Raw genomic sequence first — 17,750 nt, 5'->3', positions numbered from 1 at the left:
CGACCGGCGCGGCGCCGGGTTTGAGGATGTTGCTCGCGCGCACCATACTCATAAGCGCTTCCTTATGGTCGAGGCGCGGCCCGTGCGGGTCGATTCCTATGAATAAAAAAACCCACCGATACTTTCGCATCAGGTGGGCAAACGGAAAACCTGATGATGGGAAAGATGGTAATCGCTGGGCCTCCTGTCATGCACCCTCCAGATGTCGGCCAATTGTCGTCAATTTGTAAGCCGCGCTGCCTCCCGCTCTCATGGCTCACCGAAGTAATCATTGCGCCTGTACAATTCGTGCCCGAGGAGACACCATGCAGCCGGCACCACCGCCAGACCGACAGTTACCCAGGACCCGCCCGTGAACCGGATCTTCTTCCGTTTCTTCGTGCTCGTCATGCTGTCGATCACGGCTGCCACCTTCGTCATCTATTTCGCGTTCGCGCGCCTGTTCGGCGACCCGCTGGACGACATCGCGCGGCGCCAGGCCGCGGCCCAGATCTTCCTGCTCGAACAATACGTCGACCAGGCGCCCGGCGACGAATGGCTGACCCGCCTGAACAATGTGCGCGAAGTGTCCGAGGTGCGCTACGACCTGATGCCCATGGCCCAGGCGCTGGATGCCCTCGGCGCCGGCCAGCGCGCCGAGCTCGAGCGGGGCAACATCGTGATCGACGTGGCCGGCAAATCGTTCTACCGGCGGGTCGACCTGGACGGCGAACGCTATATCGGCAGCCAGGACGAAGTCTTGCACGCCCGGAACTTGCCGATCGATACAGGACAGGCGCTCAAGATGGAGCTGCTGCGCTACGTGATCGTCGCCATCGCCCTGCTGGTGCCGATCGCGCTGTGGTCGCGCTCGCACTGGCAGGGCCTGCAGTCGCTGTCGCGCATGGCGGATGAGTTCGGCGCCGGCAAGCTGTCGGTGCGCGCGCAGCTGAAACCGTCGGACGCCGTCTATCCGCTGGCGCAGCGGATCAACCACATGGCCGGCCGCATCGAAGACTTGATGGAAGCGCAGCGCAGCCTGCTGCACTCGGTGTCGCACGAACTGCGCACGCCGATCGCGCGCCTGGAATTCGCGCTCGAGCTGCTCGACGCCAAGGCCAGGGACCCCGAGCTGAGCCGCCGCATCGCCGCCATGGAGGGCGACCTGTCTGAGCTGAACAACCTGGTCAAGGAATTGCTCGATATGAGTAAGCTCGACAGTACGCGCACGCTGCAGGGCGCGCCGGTCGAGCTGGAAGCGCTGCTGCGCGATTGCTGCGCCACCCTGCCGCCTTCGCCGCAACAGGTGGCCTGCGAACTGGCGTCCGGGCTCGGCACGGTCGAGGCTGACGCGCGCTTGCTGGCGCGCGCGGTCGGCAATCTGCTGCGCAATGCCCAGAAGTATGCGCAGGAGCGCATCGTGCTGTCGGCGCGGCGCACGCCGGATGGCGTCGAGATCGCCGTCGACGACGACGGCCCCGGCATCCCCCTTGACGAGCGCGACCGGATCTTCGACCCGTTCTACCGCCTCGACCGCAGCCGCGACCGCGCCACCGGCGGCTTCGGGCTCGGCCTGTCGATCGCGCACAAGGCGGTGGCCCTGCATGACGGGACGCTGCGCGTGGAAAGCTCACCGTTGGGCGGCGCCCGCTTCGTGCTCAGGCTGCCGGCATGAACGAGCGCCTGCTGATCGCCACACTGTGCGGGCTGGGACTGCTGTCCACCGTCGGCGCCTCCCTCCCCTATCCGATGCTGGCGCCGCTGTTCGCGGACGGCGGGGTCAACGGCCTGAACAGTTTTCTCGGCCTGCCGCCCAAGCTGCTGCTGGGGATCGCGCTGATGATCAATCCGGTCGGCCTGCTGATCGGCAGCGCGGTCCTGGGGCCGCTGTCGGACGGCTTCGGCCGGCGCCGCGCCCTGCTCCTGACCACCGTCGGGGCGGCAGTCGGCCACCTGCTCACGGCCGTGGCGATGGTGATGGAATCGTATCTGCTGTTCCTGGCCGCGCGTTTCTTCACCGGTCTGCTGGAGGGCAATGGCGCGGTGATGCGGGCACTGGTCATCGAGCGCATCAAGGGGCCGCTGCGCAACCACGCGCTGTCGTGGCTCAACGGTTCGTTCAACCTGGGCTGGCTGGTCGGCCCGCTGCTGGCCGGCTTCACCATGGCGTTCGGCCCGGAGCTGCCGTTCTACATCGCCGCCGGCGCCCTGCTGCTGGGGACGCTGGGCGTGCTGGTGTCGATCCCGTCCACGCCGGCGCCGCCGCATGCGCACCGCTGGTGGGCGGTGGCGCGCGACCGCCATGCGCTTACCCTGCTGCGCCATGCGCCGCTGCGCACCCTGTTCACGGTGCACCTGGCGTATTGCTGCGGCGTCGCCGCGCTGTATGAATTCTTTCCGCTGTGGCTGGTGGACGTGGGCGGCTACGATGCGCGCCAGATCGCCGTCGTCAACATGGGCATGTGCGCGCTGATGACCACGGCCGCGCTGTTCGCCGGCCATGCCAGCCGGGTCGAGGGCCGCCTGCGCGCCGGCTGGTATGCGAGCATGGCCGCCGCCGCGGTGCTGTGCGTGGGCTTCGGCAACCTGTGGGTCGGCATCGCCGGCATCGTCCTGTTCGGCGCACCGCACGCCTTCTACAACACCGCCCTGCAGACCTGGTCGGCCGACGAGTTCGCGCTGCACGGCCAGGGTTCGGTCATGGCTCTGCTGTCCACGATCTTTTGCCTGGCGAATATCCTGATGGCGCTGATCGGCGCCGTGCTCACGCTGATCGATACCCGGCTGGTGCTGATCGTTGGCGGCCTGTTGACTGCCTGGGCCTCGGTGGCCCTGCGGCGCTGGAGCGCCCGCAGTCCCCGTCCGCACCTGGAAAGCACCTGACCCGCATCCAGACAGAAAAACGGCGTCCGCAGGGGACGCCGTGTTGTCTTACCGTATAGTATTACTTCCTGGTATCGATGCGACCATCGTGCTCGGGATGGGAACGCACATGGGTCACGCCGTACCAGAGATGCTCCCACCAGTGATCGCGCGAACGCACGGTCAGCAGGCACTTCTGGTCGAACCCCTCCTTGAACACCTGATCGGGACAGAGATTCGACGCCATCGCGTGGCGCTGGTTTTCGGCATGGACGAGCGCGATGCCGAACCAGACGGTGGTCAGGACGAAGATCAGCGCAAGCGTCCACGCGACGTGATTCACGTTACTGGTCTCGAACAAGTTTTCCTCTTTGGGCCGGGACCCTTCGTAAATCTTGAGGATCTCGCCTTCGACTTTATCGGTCATTTTTCCTTGGCTGCCTTCGCCACCAGTGCGTCGAGGACCTGGCCGGTCGCCGTCATCAGCTGGCCCATGTCCTGGATCTTGTTGGACTGCGCCACCGTTGCCGGCGACACGACGTATTTGCCGTCGATGACGACGGTCGGGGTGCTGCTGGCCTTGTACGCTTCGGCGATCTGCGGCAGGCGCTTGAGCTTGGTCTGCACGCCGAACGAGTTCCACGCTTCCATGAATTTCGCCTTGTCCAGGCCGTTCGCGGTGGCCCAGGCGATGATGTCGTCGTCCTTCATCAGGCGCTTGCGCTCGACGTGCACGGCGCGGAACACGCGGTGATGGTACTGCTCCAGCTTGCCCATGGCGTCGAGCGTCAGGAACAGGCGGGCTTCGGGATCGCTGGCGCCCTGGAACGGCAGCGGAATGCGGCGCATCACGATATTGTCACCCTGCTTCTTGACCCAGTTCACCAGGGTCGGCTCGAACGCATTGCAGGCGCCGCAGTGATAGGCGAAGAACTCGACCACTTCGACCTTCTTGCCCACGGTCTGGGTCGGCTGCGGGGTCGCGAGCACGGTGTATTCGGCGCCGACGCGCGGATCGGTTGGCGAAGCATTGGCGAAACCGGCGACCAGGGCAGCGGCAACGAGGGCGAAACGCAGGGTGCGCATAAAATCCTTCCAAAAGAATGAACGAACGACCGCGAGATTACCACTTTTTGTCTGTCCCCTGTCCCGGGAGCGCATTTTTTTGCATTTGCTTACGGCTGAAACAGGGGCGTGGTGACTTTCAATCTACGCCGGCAACGCGAATAGTCAAGTCGTCAAGGCCGGCGCCCGCGCGCTTCCTCGAGCAGCGCGCAGATGCGGGCGGCGCCCTCCGCCGTGCGCGGCCCCGCCCGGCTGGTCAGGTCGCCATCGATCTCGAACAGGTTGCCGCGTCTTACCGCCGTCATGCCCTTGTACGGTTGCCAGATCTTCCAGCCCGGGCCCTTGGGATCGTCGCGCTTGCCGACCAGGATGACTTCGGGATCGGCTTCGATCACCGCCTCGATGCCGACCTCGGGCGCGATCGTCTTCAGGGCCCCGAACAGGTTGCGGCCGCCGCACAGGCGCAGGATGTCGCTGGCGACATGGTCGTCGTTGAGGGTGTACAGCGGGCGGTCCCAGACCTGGTAGAACACGCCTACTTGCGGCCGCCCGGCGTAGCGCGTCCTGAGCGCCGCGATGCGCGCGCCGTAGTCGTGCGCCGCCCGCCTGGCCACGGGCTCGGTGCCGAGCAGCCGGCCCAGGCGCAGCAGGCTGTCGCCGACCTGCTCCAGCCGGCTCGGCTCGCTGTAATAGACGGGGATGCCCAGCCGCGCCAGCTGCTCGACCTGGCGCGTCGGGTTGCCGCTCTGCCAGACTACCAGCAGGTCGGGCTTCAGCGCCAGCACGCGCTCGACATCGATCTTGTTGAAGCTGCCGACCTGGGGCAGCTTTTTCGCCGCCGCCGGATAGTCGCTGTAGTCCACTGCGCCGACCGTGCGCGCCCCGCCGCCGGCCGCGAACAGCAGCTCGGTGACGTGCGGCGCCATCGAGATCACCCGCTGCGCCGGCCGCGCCAGCGTGACCGTGCGCCCGGCGTCGTCGACGACGGCGATCGCCGCGAACGCATTGACCGAGGTTGCGGCCAGCACGGCCGCCAGCGCGGACTTCATGGCCTCAGAAGTCGAAGCGCAGCGACAACTTGAGCTGGCGACCGTCGCTTGGATAGATGCCGGCGCGGCAGTTGTAGGCCTGGCTGTAGTACTGGCGGTCGGCCAGGTTCAGGCCCGACAGCGCCACTTCCCACGGGCCGAAGCGGCGCGCATAGCGGGCGTCGATCGTGGTGAACGACGGCATGCGGGTGCTGCAGCTGTTGGTGAAGTCGTCGCCATAGCGCTGGCTGTCGACCCACTGGGCGCCGATGTCGGCGGTCTGACCAATGCCCGGCGTCCACGCCAGGCGCGCGGTGACCACGTGTTTCGGCACCAGCACCATCTCGCGGCCGGCGTTCGGGCCGTCGCGGAACTCGGCCTGCACGTACTGCCACGAACCGAGCAGGCGCCAGGCGTCGGCGAAGGTCGCCTGCCCTTCCAGCTCCACGCCCTGGCGGCGGGTCGGATCGAGGTTGGTGTTGGCGCCATAGCCGATGGTCGGGTCGTAGAAGATCTCGTTCGTCAGGCGGTGGCGGAACACGCGCGCGGTCACCTTGCGCGCATCGAGGCCGGCGCTGACGCCCAGTTCCAGGTCGCGCGAGGTTTGCGGCTCCAGCACGTCCAGGGTCGAACGGTAGCTGTTTTCATCGATATTGGCGATGCGGTAGCTGCGGCCGGCCTTGGCGAACACGGTCACGAGCGGCATCACGTCGATGCTGCCTTCCACGGTCCAGGCGTTGAGCGACTGCTTGCGGTGCTCGTTCACGACCGGCGGGAAGGCCAGCGGGTCGCTGTAGTTCTTCTCGAAGCGTTCGTGACGGCCACCCACCGCCAGGCGGGCGTTGTGCGGGGCGTTCCAACGCAGTTCGTCGCGCAGGTAGAAGGCTTTCGAGTCCTGGCGCGCGTCGCCGGCCGAGAACGCGGAGGTGACGTCGCGCTCCCAGCGGATCAGGTCGATGCCGGTGACGAATTCGTTGCGCTTGTCGCCGAGGTCGAGGGTGTGGCGTAGGCGCGGCGAGAACTGGGTCTGCTCGGCCTCGTAGATCGACGTCGATGGTGCGCCGAAATCGTAGGTGGACGAGACCTCGCGCTCGCGATGCGATAGATCGGCCGCCAGCTCGAAGGCGCCGACACGGTGCTCGACGAAGGCGGTCACGCGGTCGGTGTCGAGCGAGCCGTAATCCTTCGGCGTGTTGCTCTGGGTCGGGATGGTCAGGAACTGCTCTTCGCTCAGCGAACCCGGCAGGCGCGAATCGGAGCGCGAACTCTCGAAGCGCAGGCCGGCGCGGCCGTTCGGCGCGTAGGCATACTGCACGCCGCCACTGAAGCTGGTCTGCTCGTACTTGTTGTTGTCGCGGTAGTTATCCGTGCTGCGGTCGCTTACTGCGGCGTCGAACGACCATGGGCCGGCGCCGTGCGTGACCGAGGCGCGCAGGTCGCGGTGGTCGAAGCGGCCGGCTTCGGCGAACAGGGAACCATGCGTTCCCGCGCCGGCGCCGCGGCGGGTAATGATGTTGATCACGCCGCCGGTGGCGCCATCGCCATACAGCACGCTGCTGCCGCCGCGCGTGATCTCGATGCGCTCCACCGTGTCCACGGGAATGGTCGACAGCACCGTGTGCGCCAGCTCGTTCTCGTTCAGGCGCACGCCGTCGACCAGCACCACCGTGTTCTGGGCGCTGTTGGTGCCGAAGCCCCGCAGGTCGAGGCCGAAGTCGGGCGAGCCGTCCAGGCTCTGGCGGCCGAACACGCCGCCGATCTTGCGGATCGCCGCATTGACATCAAGGGCGCCGGCGCTGCGGATCTGCTCCGCGGTGATGACGGTGGCGCCGATCGGCGTGGCCTGGGCCGGGAAGCGCGGGCCGGTGATGAGGACCGATGGCAGGGAGGACTGCGCGGCGTCCTGGGCGACGGCATGGGCGGAAATGGCGGACAGGGCGAAGGCGCAAGCCAGTGCGAGTGGCGCGCGGCGCGGTGCAGCTGCAAAAATCATGATGAATGTGTTCTCGGTAAAAGGCACCGGCCTGCTTCCCCGCAGCCCGGAGTCAACGGAAACGCCTGGCGCTTCCACCTGTATTGGCCGGTATCCGGGCTGGCAAGCATGACGGCCTCACCTTCCTGCGCAGAACAGACCGTACAGCGGCGCAGTGGTTGTCGAGACCGTCCGCCACGCTGCAGACGCAGGCGCGGCGCTTGTTGACCGTTGCGGGGGCAGCACACTTCCATGGCGGCGCGCGGCGCGGCCATGTCGTGTTTCCCGTTTAACTTCGCGTACCTGGATGTGCGCGAGAGCACCAAAACGGGGCGATTATACCTTGACAAGGTGCGACCTGCCCGGCCACCGGCAAGCTCTTGCCGCTTGGGCTAACATGACCGTTTCAATGCATGACAGGAGCGATCATGGCGCGCTTACCCACCTTGCCCACCTATTTCGTCTCGCACGGCGGCGGCCCCTGGCCGTGGATGCGCGAGCAGTACGGGTCGGCCTACAACCAGCTTGCCGACTCGCTGGCCGCGCTGCGGGCCGAGGCTGGAGACACGGTGCGCGCGGTGCTGGTCGTGACCGCCCACTGGGAAACGCCGCAGTTCATGGTGTCGTCCGGCACGGCGCCGGGCATGATCTACGACTACGGCGGCTTCCCGCCGCACACCTACCAGGTCAAGTACCCGGCCCCGGGCGAGCCGGCGCTGGCGCGACGCGTCGCCGAGCTGCTCGCCGCCGCGGGCCACCCGGCCGCGATGGACGCCGAACGCGGCTTCGACCATGGCACATTCTCGATGCTGTACCCGGTCTATCCGGAAGCGCGCATGCCGGTGGTGCAGCTCTCGATCCGGCGCGACCTGGATCCGGCCACCCACCTGGCGGCGGGCCGTGCGCTGGCGCCGCTGCGCGACGAAGGCATCCTGATCATCGGCAGCGGGCTGTCGTACCATAACCTGCGCCAGTTCGGGCCGAACGGGCGGGAGGCGTCACGCGCTTTCGACGGCTGGCTGCAGCACGCGCTGCTCGAACTCGATCCGGCGCAACGTGAGCAGGCCTTGCTGCGCTGGGATGCGGCGCCGATGGCGCGGGCGGCGCATCCGCGCGAGGAACACCTGATTCCGCTGATGGTGGCATTGGGGGCGGCCGAGCGGGAGGCGGCCGCCTGCGTCTATCATGAAGACGCGTTCATGGGGAATTTGACGGTGTCGAGTTTCAGGTTCGGGGCACCGCCAGCGGTGTGATTACGTCCCGCGCTTGCCGCGCGCCGCTTCTTCGGCCTTGGCGGCTGCCTTCTCGGCCGCGATACGTGCTTTTTCGGCCATCTCGGCCTCGTGCTGGGCCAGGCTGGCCGCGCGCGATTCCGGCGTCTCGAGGCTGATGCGGCCGAGCGCGCCCTGGCGGTAATCCTGCAGCAGCGTGTGCGCCGCCTTTTCGTAATCGAAATCGCCGCCGCGCACGCGAAAACCCCGGCGCTGGGCCACGCCCTCGATCACGGCCACGCCATCCATCCCTTCGGTCTTGAAACCATAGCGCGCGCTCAAGAGCTGCGGATAGCGCTGCAGCAGCAGCTCGCCCAGGTATTCGGCCACTTCTTCCTCGACCAGCGCATTGGTGCCGATCGCATGGCTGGCGGCCAGCATCAGGCCGTCGCTGGCCATGGCGATCTTCGGCCACAGCATGCCTGGAGTGTCGACCAGCACCACGTTCTTGTTCAGGTACAGGCGCTGCTGGGTCTTGGTCACGGCGGGCTCGTCGCCCACCTTGGCCACACGCTTCTTTAAAAGCGCGTTCATCAGTGTTGATTTTCCTACATTTGGGATGCCCATGATCATGATCCGCAGCGGCTTGGTCGGCACGCCGCGGTGCGGCGCCAGCGACAGGGCCAGGTCCGGAATGCGGGCGACGTCGGCCGGCTTCTTGGTCGTCATCGGATAGGCGGTCACGCCGTCCTGGGCGTCGTAATAGGCTTTCCAGGCGGCGGTCGCGTTCGGGTCGGCCAGGTCGATCTTGTTCAAGACCTTCAGGCAAGGGCGCTGGCGGAACTTGCGCAGCTCTTCCACCAGCGGGTTGCAGCTCGCCTCGGGCAGGCGCGCATCGAGGACCTCGATCACCAGATCGATGTTTTCCATCTGCTCGGCCGCTTCCCGCTTGGCCGCGTTCATGTGGCCAGGGAACCATTGAATCGACATACTATTGCTCTCTTAATCTTTCGTCCAAGGCGCTATTTTACGCTGAGCGTCGACACAAACGTAGCGGCGCAGCCACAAGGCCTCTTTCCATCGCGCACACCGTTGAGCTATTGCAACACTGATGACATATTCCGCGCGCACACTGCTCTCTTGCCTGCACAAGACGGAGATGGGAATGCGCGTACGGGAAAAACTGAAACGGTCGCTGGCGCGCTGGTATGGCGTGCTGATGCTGTGCTGCGCCATCGCGGTGTCGGCGATGGTCGAGCAATTGCCCCTGCTTCCCTACTGAGCCTTCCCGCAGTCGGCCGGCGGCAGCGGCGCCTGCGGATCGAAGCGCGCCAGCCGCGTCCGCGCCGCGGCGCGGTCTTTCGCGTACTCGGCCAGGTAGCGGCTGCGTTCCTCGCTCTGCCACTCGGCATCCGGCACGCCGGCCAGCGAACGGGTGCGGCTGGCAAACACCTTGCCCTCCAGGCGCGGCAACAGCAGGCGGTCGGGATCGACATTTTCGCGCAGCAGATAGCCCTCGACGTCGCGCAGCAGCAGCGGCAGGCGCGGCGCGCCGTCGTGCAGCAGCTTGCCGTGCACCCTGAGCCGCACCTGCTGCGCGCCCTGCCCCAGCACCTCGTTGAAGGTGGCCAGCGCGAACGGGCGGCCGTCCGCATCGTCGACGCGGCCCGTGACCACGTAGCGTCCGGGCAGGCGCACCTCCAGCGGCAGCGCGAACTGCAGCGCGCCGCCCTCAATCGCTTCGCGCGGCGCCCCGCTCCAGGTGGCCGGCGACTGCGGCGAATACATGACGTCGAACAGCACGAAACCTGCGCGGCCGCCGGCCTGGTAGCGCACCTCGAGCCGGATCGTCCCGTGAAAACCCGCCAGCGCCGTTTGCGCCGGCGCGAGCGTCCCCTGCCAGGCGCCGCCTTGTTCAGCGAACGGCACGGCGACCTGCGGCGCCGGACGGCTCGGCCCATAGGTCATGCCCTGGGCCAGCGCGCGCGTGACAACCAGCGGCAGCGGCTGGCCGCCCCCATCCACCGCGCGCAGCGAGAAGCGGGCCTCTTCGCCGGCCGCCAGGTAGACCCGCGACTGCGCGGTCTGCAGCTGGACCTCGGGGTGGCTGTCGCCGCTGTCGCCACCCTCGGCCCGCATCGGGTTGGTCTCGAGCAGCGGCTGGTTCGGGTACAGCTGGTCGGAATGGTGGCCGGCCGGCCGCGAATCGTGCGGATAGCGCGAATGCGCCAGGTAGCTGCAATAGGTGTGGTCGGTCAGGCGCACCTGTTCGACCAGCTGGCGCCGGCGCGCGGCGCGGTCTTCAAGCCGGGGCGCGACGGGCCGCGCCTCGGCAATGGGAGGCGCGGACTGCGGCGCCTGCGCCGCGTCGGGCACCGCCTCGCCCTTGTCCGCCAGGACGATCAGCCCCAGGCCGATGCAGCCCCCCACGCCCGCCGCGGCCGGCCAGCGCCAACGCCGACGCCAAGCCATCCTGTGCCCCTAGTTGGCGGTGTCGACCATCGCCTGGCGCACGACCCCGATGATGCCCTCCCAGTTGCCGTCGGCGTAGTGGTCGAAGTCTTCGCCGTCGTCGCGGAAGGCGACCGAGTGCCAGCTCCACTTGACGCTGCCGCCCTGGTTCGGTTCGGTGCCATAGCGCAGGTCGTCGCAGAACCAGTCGCCCGGATTGCAGAGCGAACGGCCGGAGTTGCCGGCCGCGCCGCCGCTGCTGTGATAGGCCACCACCTCGTCATCCTGGCCCGGCAGCAGGAAGGAGTACAAGGTGCCGCGCGCGCCGGCGTAGCGGTAGAACCAGATATTGCGGGTGTCGTTGTGGTTGTACATGGCGCGCGCGGTGCCGGTGCGCAGGTCTTGCACCAGCGGCTCGGAGGTGGTCCAGGCGCCGGCATTGGCCAGTTCGGAGCCGCCCGCGGCGCCCGAGGCCGTCCTGACCCACTTGATGTTCCAGCCGCCCTGCACGCCGCCCGCGTCGCCGCAGACGCCGGCCGCATTGGCCGTGGCGTTCTTGACCGCGCGCGTGGTGCCGCCGAAGTTGGCCAGCGTGTACCCCAGCAGCAGCTCGCCCGCGCTGTAGGCCGCGATATAGCACCAGTTCTGGCCGGTGCAGAAGCAGTCGAGCGCGTCGCGCACGCGCAGGCTCTGCGACGAGATGCTGCTGTAGCCGTCCCAGTTGACGGCCTTCTTGTTGACGCCGGCGGGCGTGGTGTCCGGCCCCCAGTAGCGGAAATCGGCGTAGTTGCCGGGACTGCCACCGCTGTTGCGGCCGTTGATCCAGAGGGTGTAGTTGGCAGCCTCAGCGATGCCGGCGGCTGATAGCAAGCAGAGCGCACACAGGGTGTGTTTCTTGTTCATCTTCGTCTCCTCTACGCAAGCCGGACAAAGGCCGGTCATGCGTTAGTGCGCGCGAGGAGCCGCTGAGTTCCGCGACCGGCGCCGTTGCCTACTCGAGGTCGGCCATCACCTTCAGGTGCGCCACCACGCTGCGGCCCAGCGCCGACAGGTCGTAGCCGCCCTCCAGGCAGCTCACCACGCGCCCGCCCGCATGTTCGTTCGCGACCGCCATGATCTGGCGCGTGATCCAGGCATAGTCGGCCTCCACCAGGCCCATGCCGCCCATGTCGTCGTCGCGGTGGCCGTCGAAGCCGGCCGAGATGAAGATCATCTGCGGCTTGAAGGCGTGCAGGGCCGGCAGCCAGTGTTCGCGCACCAGGGCGCGCACCGCTTCGCCGTCGCTGCGCTCGGGCACCGGCAGGTTGACGCGGTTGGCCGTGACCGGCTCGACCTCGCTATAGGGATAGAACGGATGCTGGAAGAAGCTGGCCATCAGCACGCGCGGCTCGTCGCGGAAGGCGTCGGCGGTGCCGTTGCCGTGGTGGACGTCGAAATCGACGATGGCGACCCGCTCGAGGCCGTGGGCCTCGAGCGCATGGCGCGCCGCGATGGCGACGTTGTTGAAGAAGCAGAACCCCATCGGTTCGGTCGGCGTGGCATGGTGGCCGGGCGGGCGCACCGAGCAGAAGGCGTTCGAGACGCTGCCCTTGATGACGTCGTCGGTGGCGGCCACCGCGGCGCCGGCCGCGCGCAGCGCCGCCTGGTAGCTGTAATGACAGAGCGAGGTGTCGCCGTCGAGCGGGTAATAGTCGCCGGGCGTGGCCGGCACGTGGTCGCGCACCAGCGCCAGCGCCCCTTGCGTATGGTTGCGCAAGACCTGCTCGACCTCGGCCAGCGGCGCGCTGCGCTGCTCGATCAGCCCGTCCAGCCGGGCCAGGATCAGCTGGTCGTCGATCGCCTGCAGGCGGGCCGGGGATTCGGGGTGCCAGCTGCCCATGTCATGCCGCAGGCAGTCCGGGTGGCTGTAAATCGCTGTGCTCATGGTGCTCTCGTCTCCGACTATGCTCATCCATTCACACCCTGCGCCGCCGTTCTCGCATAGAATCTTCTGGAACGGCTGGCAGTGGCCAGGGCATGAAGCTTGCCAATGGCGCTAATCTACCACGGCAGGCCGCGGTCCCGCTCGGCCGCGGCCATGGCAAGCGCAAGCCGAACGACGTATCGATCAATTCACGGAAAATCCATGTTCAACAAATTGCACGCCGTCGCACGCCAGGTCAACGAAGTCGTGGTCGGCAAGAACCAGCAGGTGCGCCTGGCCCTGACCTGCCTGCTGGCCGGCGGCCACCTGCTGCTGGACGACCTGCCGGGCGTGGGCAAGACCACGCTGGCGCATGCGCTGGCGATCTCGCTCGGCCTGCGCTTCAACCGGGTCCAGTTCACCAGCGACCTGCTGCCGGCGGACGTGGCCGGCATCTCGGTCTACGAGCGCGACAAGAACGAGTTCGTGTTCCATCCCGGGCCCATCTTCACCCAGGTGCTGCTGGCCGACGAGATCAACCGCGCCACGCCCAAGACCCAGTCGGGCCTGCTCGAGGCGATGGAAGAACGCCAGGTGTCGGCCGACGGCGTCACGCGGCCGCTGCCCGAGCCGTTCTTCGTGATCGCGACCCAGAACCCGGCCAACCAGGTCGGCGTGTTCCCGCTGCCCGAATCGCAGCTCGACCGCTTTTTGATGTGCCTGAGCCTGGGCTACCCGGACGCCGCCGCCGAGCGCGCACTGCTGATGGGCGAAGACCGGCGCAGCATGCTCAAGACCCTTCAGCCGGCCATGCTGCCCGAGGAACTGGCGCAGGCCCAGCGCCAGCTGCGCGAGATCCACGCGTCAGGCAACCTGGTCACCTATGTGCAGGCGCTGGCCCAGGCGTCGCGCCAGAACGGCCTGTTCGCCGAAGGCCTGTCGCCGCGCGCCGCGATCGCCCTGCTGCAGGCCGGCCGCGCCTGGGCCGCGCTGGAAGGCCGCGACCACGTGATCCCGGAAGACATCCAGGCCGTGCTGGTGCCGGTCTGCGCGCACCGCCTGCGGCCCCTGCGCGCCGCCCACGGCACCGCGCTGGCGAGCCGCGACCTGGTGCTGCAGCTGCAGAAGGCGGTCCCGGTCTGATGGGGCAGACGGCGCAGAAGGTCTGGGGGTTGCGCGGGCGGCTGCGCCGCGCGACTGGCGCCTGGCTGCCGCGCGCCGGCACGCTCGACGCCGGCGAGGTGGTGCTCAGGCAGCGCCGCGTGTTCATCCTGCCCAGCCGGGCCGGCCTGGGCTTTGCCCTGCTGCTGGCGGTGCTGTTGATCGGCTCGGTCAATTATGCGCTCGGCCTGGGCTTCGGCCTGACCTTTCTTGCGCTGTCATGCGCGCTGGTCGACATGGTCGCCACCTACCGCAACCTAGCGCACCTGGCCCTGCAGCAGGGCCGGGTCGCGCCCGTGTTCGCCGGCCAGGAAGTCCAGTTCGAACTGCAGGTGTTCAACCGCACGCGGCTGGCGCGCTACGCCATCTGGGCCGATTTCGCCGACGTCGCCAAGGGTGACGATATGCGCCGCCACGTGGCCGACATCGCGCCCGGCACCCACGCGATCCTGACCTTGTCGGTGCCGACCCTGCAGCGCGGCTGGCTGGCGCCGGCCCGGGTCAAGCTGTCGACGCGCTTTCCGCTCGGCCTGTTCACCGCCTGGAGCTACTGGCGCCCGGCCGCGCGCGCCCTGGTCTATCCGCGCCCCGAGGAAGGCGCGCCGAGCCTGCCGCTGGGCGGGGGCAGCGGGGCCAGCCTGCGCGCCGCCGGCCACGACGACTTCGCCGGCGTGCGCAACTACCAGGCCGGCGATTCGCCGCGCCAGCTGGCCTGGCGCCAGATCGCCCGGCTCGATCCCAGCATCGGCGGCGCCCTGGTGTCGAAGCATTTCGAGGGTGGCGGAGGCGACCAGCTGGTGCTCGACTTCGATGCCTTGCCCGCCACGCTCGACCTCGAGCTGCGCCTGTCGCGCCTGACGCGCTGGGTGCTGGAGGCGGAAAGCCGCGCCCTGCCCTATGCCTTCCGCCTCGGCGCGCTGCGCTTGCCCGCCGCCCTGGGCGCGGCCCACCAGGCGGCCTGCCTGCGCGCGCTGGCGCTGCATGGGCTGGAGAACGACATGGGGGACGCGGCATGAAACTCCCGGCCACGCCCCTCACCCGCGACAAGGCCGACACCCTGCTGCTGCTGGCCAGCGCGGTGCTGGTGCTGGCGCCGCATACCCTGCACCTGCCGCTGTGGGTCTCGCTGCTGTGCGGCGCCACCCTGGCCTGGCGCGCCGCGATCACCCTGCGCGGCAAGCGCATGCCGCCGGCCCTGGTGCTGCTGCCGGTGGCGGTGGCCGCGATGGCCGGCGTGCAGTTCAGCTACGAGACCCTGCTCGGCAAGGATGCCGGGGTGGCGATGCTGGTGCTGCTGGTCGCCTTCAAGATGCTCGAGATGCATGCGCGGCGCGACCTGTTCGTCGTGATCTTCCTGTGCTTCTTCCTGGTGCTGACCAACTTCTTCTATTCCCAGGGGATCGGCACCGCCCTGTTGACGATCGCCTCGGTGCTGCTATTGCTTGCGACTCAACTTTCGTTCCAGTTCGCAGGCAGGGTGCCGCCGCTGCGCACCCGCCTGGCGATGGCCGGCCGCATGCTGGCCTTCGCCCTGCCGATCGCGATCGTGCTGTTCGTGGTCTTCCCGCGCATCCACGGCCCGCTGTGGACCATGCCGGGCGATTCAGGCGGCGGTTCGCGCTCGGGCCTTTCCGACACGATGGCGCCGGGCCAGATGTCGAACCTGGCCTTGTCCGAGGAACCGGCCTTCCGCGTGCGCTTCCTGACGCCGCCCCCGGTGCAGACCCAGCTCTACTGGCGCGGCCCGGTGCTCGACTTCTTCGACGGCCTGACCTGGTCGCGCGGCGCCAGCCAGGCCTCCGGCCGCGACCTGCACCTGGCGGTGCATGGCGACCCGGTCGACTACGAGGTCACGCTGGAACCCTCGCAGTCGCGCTGGGTGTTTACGCTGGAGATGCCGGGCGAGCTGCCGCAGGTGGCGGGCCACGAACTGCGCCTCTCGCCGCAGTTCGAGCTGACCGCGAACGAGGCGCTCTCCAGCCGGGTGCGCTATCGCGCCAGCTCGCACCTGCAGTTCGCCTTCCAGGGCGGGCCGACCCTGGACGACGCCCGCCGCTGGCTGCTGCTGCCGTATGGCTTCAACCCGCGCGCGCTGGCCGCCGGGCGCGCGCTGCGCCGGCTGCCCGATCCGGCGCAGCGGGTCGAGGCCGTGCTGGCGCAGTTCCGCGAGCAGCCTTTCGAATACACGCTGGCGCCGCCGCTGCTGGGCCGGCACACGGTCGACGAATTCCTGTACGGCACCCGCTCGGGCTTTTGCGAACACTATTCGGGCGCCTTCGTGTTCCTGCTGCGCGCGGCCGGCGTGCCGGCGCGCGTGGTGACCGGCTACCAGGGCGGCGAGATCAATCCCCTCGACGGCTTCATGACCGTGCGCCAGTCCGATGCCCACGCCTGGGCCGAAGTCTGGATCGCGGGCATCGGCTGGCAGCGGGTCGACCCGACCGCGGCGGTGGCGCCCGAGCGCGTGCGGCGCGGCCTGGACGCCTCGGTGCCGCGCCCGGCGCCGTTCGGCATCGAGGCGCTGCGCGGCATGAATCCGTTCCAGGGCGGCGCCAACGCCTGGCTGGCCCAGCTGCGCAACGCCGTCGGCGCCGTCAACAACGGCTGGAACCAGTGGGTGCTCAACTATACGCCGGAGCGCCAGCGCGACGTCGTGCGCGACTTGCGGCGCAAACTGTCCGGCTGGCCTTTTATCGCTCTGTTAACGTCTGTTGCCCTGGGCCTCGCCCTGCTGGTCTTTTTGCGCCGCCGCCGGGAAATCCACCCGGTCGATGCTCTATACTCGACCCTGTGCAAGCGTCTCGGCCAACTGGGCCTGGCGCGCGCGCAGGACGAAGGACCGAGCGCCTACGCGGCGCGGGTCGCCGGCGCCAGCGAGCTGGCGCCTCAAACGCGCGCGGCGGCGCAGGAATTCCTGCGTCGTTACAGCGCCTGGCGCTACGCGCCCCCGACAACCGATCCCCGGCTTACCGCCACCTTGAAAAGCTTATTGTCGCAAGTCAGATGAAATCGATCGCAATCCTGTTTTCCGCGCTCGCGCTTGCCGCCGGCGCGCATGGCGATGCCCTCGCCGCTCCCCAGACCACCTCGACCCAAGCCGCCATGACGCTGGCGGCCGACCAGGACCCGGAACACGTGAACTTCGTCGAATGGCTGCCGGTGCGCGAGTTCATCGAAGAGATGGTCACGCAGCACGGCTTCGAGCGCGAGGCGCTGCATACCCTGTTCGGCCAGGTCCGTTTCATCGACCGCGCCGTGCAGCTGGTCAAGCCGGCGCCGCCGGGCAAGCCGAAGAACTGGCAAGCCTATAGCGCGCGCTTCATCGAGCCGATCCGCATCCGCGCCGGCGTGCGCTTCTGGAACGAGAATGCCGATGCGCTGGCGCGCGCCGAGGCGGCCTATGGCGTGCCGGCCGAGATCATCGTCGGCATCATCGGCATCGAGACCATCTATGGCCGCGATACCGGCAAGTTCCGCGTGCTGGACAGCCTGACCACGCTCGCCTTCGCCTATCCGGAAGCGCCGAACCAGGCCGCCCGCAAGGCGTTCTTCCGCGAGGAGCTGGCCAATACCCTGGTGCTGGCGCGCGAACGCGGCTACGATCCGTTCTCGCTGCTGGGCTCGTTCGCCGGCGCGGTCGGGATGCCGCAGTTCATGCCGAGCAATATTCTCAAGTACGGCGTCGACTTCGACAGCGACGGCCGGGTCGACCTGCGCGGTTCGGCCACCGATGCGATCGGCAGTGTGGCCAATTTCCTGGTCCAGCATGGCTGGAATGCCGAGCACCGCGGCCCGACCGCGTTCGCAGCCGACGTTTCGCCGGCACGCGCCTGGGAAGGCTTGCTCGGGCGCGGCCTGGAAGCCACCCTGCGCCCGGAAGAGCTGCGCGAAGCGGGCGTGACCACCGGGACGACGCTGCCGGGCGACCGCCTGTACGGCCTGATCGACCTGCAAAACGGCGCCGAGGCGACGGAATACTGGGTGGCTAACGATAACTTCTATGCCATCACCAAATACAATCGCAGTTACTTCTATGCCATGTCGGTCGTCGACCTGGGGCGTGCAGTGCGGGCGGCACGGCCCGGCTGAGTCTTTCCAGGCGGGAAATTTTGTAATCT

Annotated in this window: 15 protein-coding genes and 1 riboswitch; of the genes, 7 read left to right on the top strand and 8 right to left on the bottom strand. The window is 68.2% G+C overall.

The features are described from left to right. The first annotated feature begins 352 nt into the window (after window positions 1–352). Both KY496_RS25975 and KY496_RS25970 read left to right on the top strand, forming a co-directional pair. Window positions 353–1,654 carry an ATP-binding protein gene (locus KY496_RS25975; protein WP_219863066.1) on the top strand — a complete coding sequence of 434 codons (1,302 nt, stop codon included), beginning with the start codon at window positions 353–355 and terminating at the stop codon, window positions 1,652–1,654. Then, window positions 1,651–2,862, top strand: a complete 1,212-nt coding sequence (locus tag KY496_RS25970; protein WP_219863064.1) for an MFS transporter — start codon at window positions 1,651–1,653, stop codon at window positions 2,860–2,862. The genes KY496_RS25975 and KY496_RS25970 overlap by 4 nt, the downstream gene beginning before the upstream one ends. 61 nt (window positions 2,863–2,923) lie before the next feature. Here KY496_RS25970 and KY496_RS25965 read toward each other — a convergent pair whose 3' ends face one another. From KY496_RS25965 to KY496_RS25950, 4 genes are all read right to left on the bottom strand, one after another. Further along, window positions 2,924–3,268, bottom strand: a complete 345-nt coding sequence (locus KY496_RS25965) for a hypothetical protein (RefSeq protein ID WP_005669035.1) — start codon at window positions 3,266–3,268, stop codon at window positions 2,924–2,926. Then, complete coding sequence (locus KY496_RS25960; protein WP_005669033.1) at window positions 3,265–3,927, bottom strand: thiol:disulfide interchange protein DsbA/DsbL; 663 nt, start codon at window positions 3,925–3,927, stop codon at window positions 3,265–3,267. The genes KY496_RS25965 and KY496_RS25960 overlap by 4 nt, the downstream gene beginning before the upstream one ends. 152 nt (window positions 3,928–4,079) lie before the next feature. After that, window positions 4,080–4,955 carry a cobalamin-binding protein gene (locus KY496_RS25955; RefSeq protein ID WP_219863062.1) on the bottom strand — a complete coding sequence of 292 codons (876 nt, stop codon included), beginning with the start codon at window positions 4,953–4,955 and terminating at the stop codon, window positions 4,080–4,082. 4 nt (window positions 4,956–4,959) lie between these two features. Next, entirely contained in the window at window positions 4,960–6,927 is a 1,968-nt protein-coding gene (locus tag KY496_RS25950; protein ID WP_229520371.1) for a TonB-dependent receptor, read from the bottom strand. Between the two features lie 67 nt (window positions 6,928–6,994). Next, window positions 6,995–7,248, bottom strand: a riboswitch (cobalamin riboswitch). An 86-nt stretch (window positions 7,249–7,334) separates the two neighbouring features. Here KY496_RS25950 and KY496_RS25945 point away from each other — a divergent pair. Beyond that, complete coding sequence (locus KY496_RS25945; protein ID WP_219863060.1) at window positions 7,335–8,159, top strand: class III extradiol ring-cleavage dioxygenase; 825 nt, start codon at window positions 7,335–7,337, stop codon at window positions 8,157–8,159. Here KY496_RS25945 and ylqF read toward each other — a convergent pair whose 3' ends face one another. The 4 genes from ylqF to KY496_RS25925 all read right to left on the bottom strand — a co-directional run bounded on the left by ylqF (window position 8,160) and on the right by KY496_RS25925 (window position 12,492). Continuing rightward, a complete protein-coding gene (gene ylqF / locus KY496_RS25940; protein ID WP_081589963.1) occupies window positions 8,160–9,107 on the bottom strand; it encodes a ribosome biogenesis GTPase YlqF in 948 nt (315 codons plus the stop codon). A gap of 285 nt (window positions 9,108–9,392) precedes the next feature. Next, a complete protein-coding gene (locus KY496_RS25935; RefSeq protein ID WP_219863058.1) occupies window positions 9,393–10,589 on the bottom strand; it encodes a hypothetical protein in 1,197 nt (398 codons plus the stop codon). A 9-nt stretch (window positions 10,590–10,598) separates the two neighbouring features. Further along, a complete protein-coding gene (locus KY496_RS25930; protein ID WP_005669019.1) occupies window positions 10,599–11,471 on the bottom strand; it encodes a hypothetical protein in 873 nt (290 codons plus the stop codon). A gap of 88 nt (window positions 11,472–11,559) precedes the next feature. Then, on the bottom strand, window positions 11,560–12,492 hold the full coding sequence (locus KY496_RS25925; RefSeq protein WP_219863057.1) for a histone deacetylase family protein: 933 nt from the start codon (window positions 12,490–12,492) through the stop codon (window positions 11,560–11,562). 201 nt (window positions 12,493–12,693) lie between these two features. On the opposite strand from KY496_RS25925, the gene KY496_RS25920 reads away from it, so the two are divergent. From KY496_RS25920 to mltB, 4 genes are read left to right on the top strand one after another with little or no spacing between them, the layout of a single operon-like run. Further along, a complete protein-coding gene (locus tag KY496_RS25920) occupies window positions 12,694–13,614 on the top strand; it encodes a MoxR family ATPase (RefSeq protein ID WP_219863055.1) in 921 nt (306 codons plus the stop codon). Next, window positions 13,614–14,648, top strand: a complete 1,035-nt coding sequence (locus KY496_RS25915) for a DUF58 domain-containing protein (protein ID WP_219863053.1) — start codon at window positions 13,614–13,616, stop codon at window positions 14,646–14,648. Before KY496_RS25920 ends, KY496_RS25915 begins: the two co-directional genes overlap by 1 nt. Beyond that, window positions 14,645–16,639, top strand: coding sequence for a DUF3488 and transglutaminase-like domain-containing protein (locus KY496_RS25910; RefSeq protein ID WP_219863051.1), 1,995 nt, complete (start codon window positions 14,645–14,647; stop codon window positions 16,637–16,639). The genes KY496_RS25915 and KY496_RS25910 overlap by 4 nt, the downstream gene beginning before the upstream one ends. Further along, entirely contained in the window at window positions 16,636–17,721 is a 1,086-nt protein-coding gene (gene mltB, locus KY496_RS25905) for a lytic murein transglycosylase B (RefSeq protein WP_219863049.1), read from the top strand. Before KY496_RS25910 ends, mltB begins: the two co-directional genes overlap by 4 nt. Window positions 17,722–17,750: the final 29 nt, after the last annotated feature.

The sequence above is a fragment of the Massilia sp. NP310 genome (assembly GCF_019443485.1).
Taxonomy (GTDB): domain Bacteria; phylum Pseudomonadota; class Gammaproteobacteria; order Burkholderiales; family Burkholderiaceae_D; genus Telluria; species Telluria timonae.
Note: the sequence above shows the minus strand (reverse complement) of the source record. Positions and strands in the feature narration are given on the sequence as shown.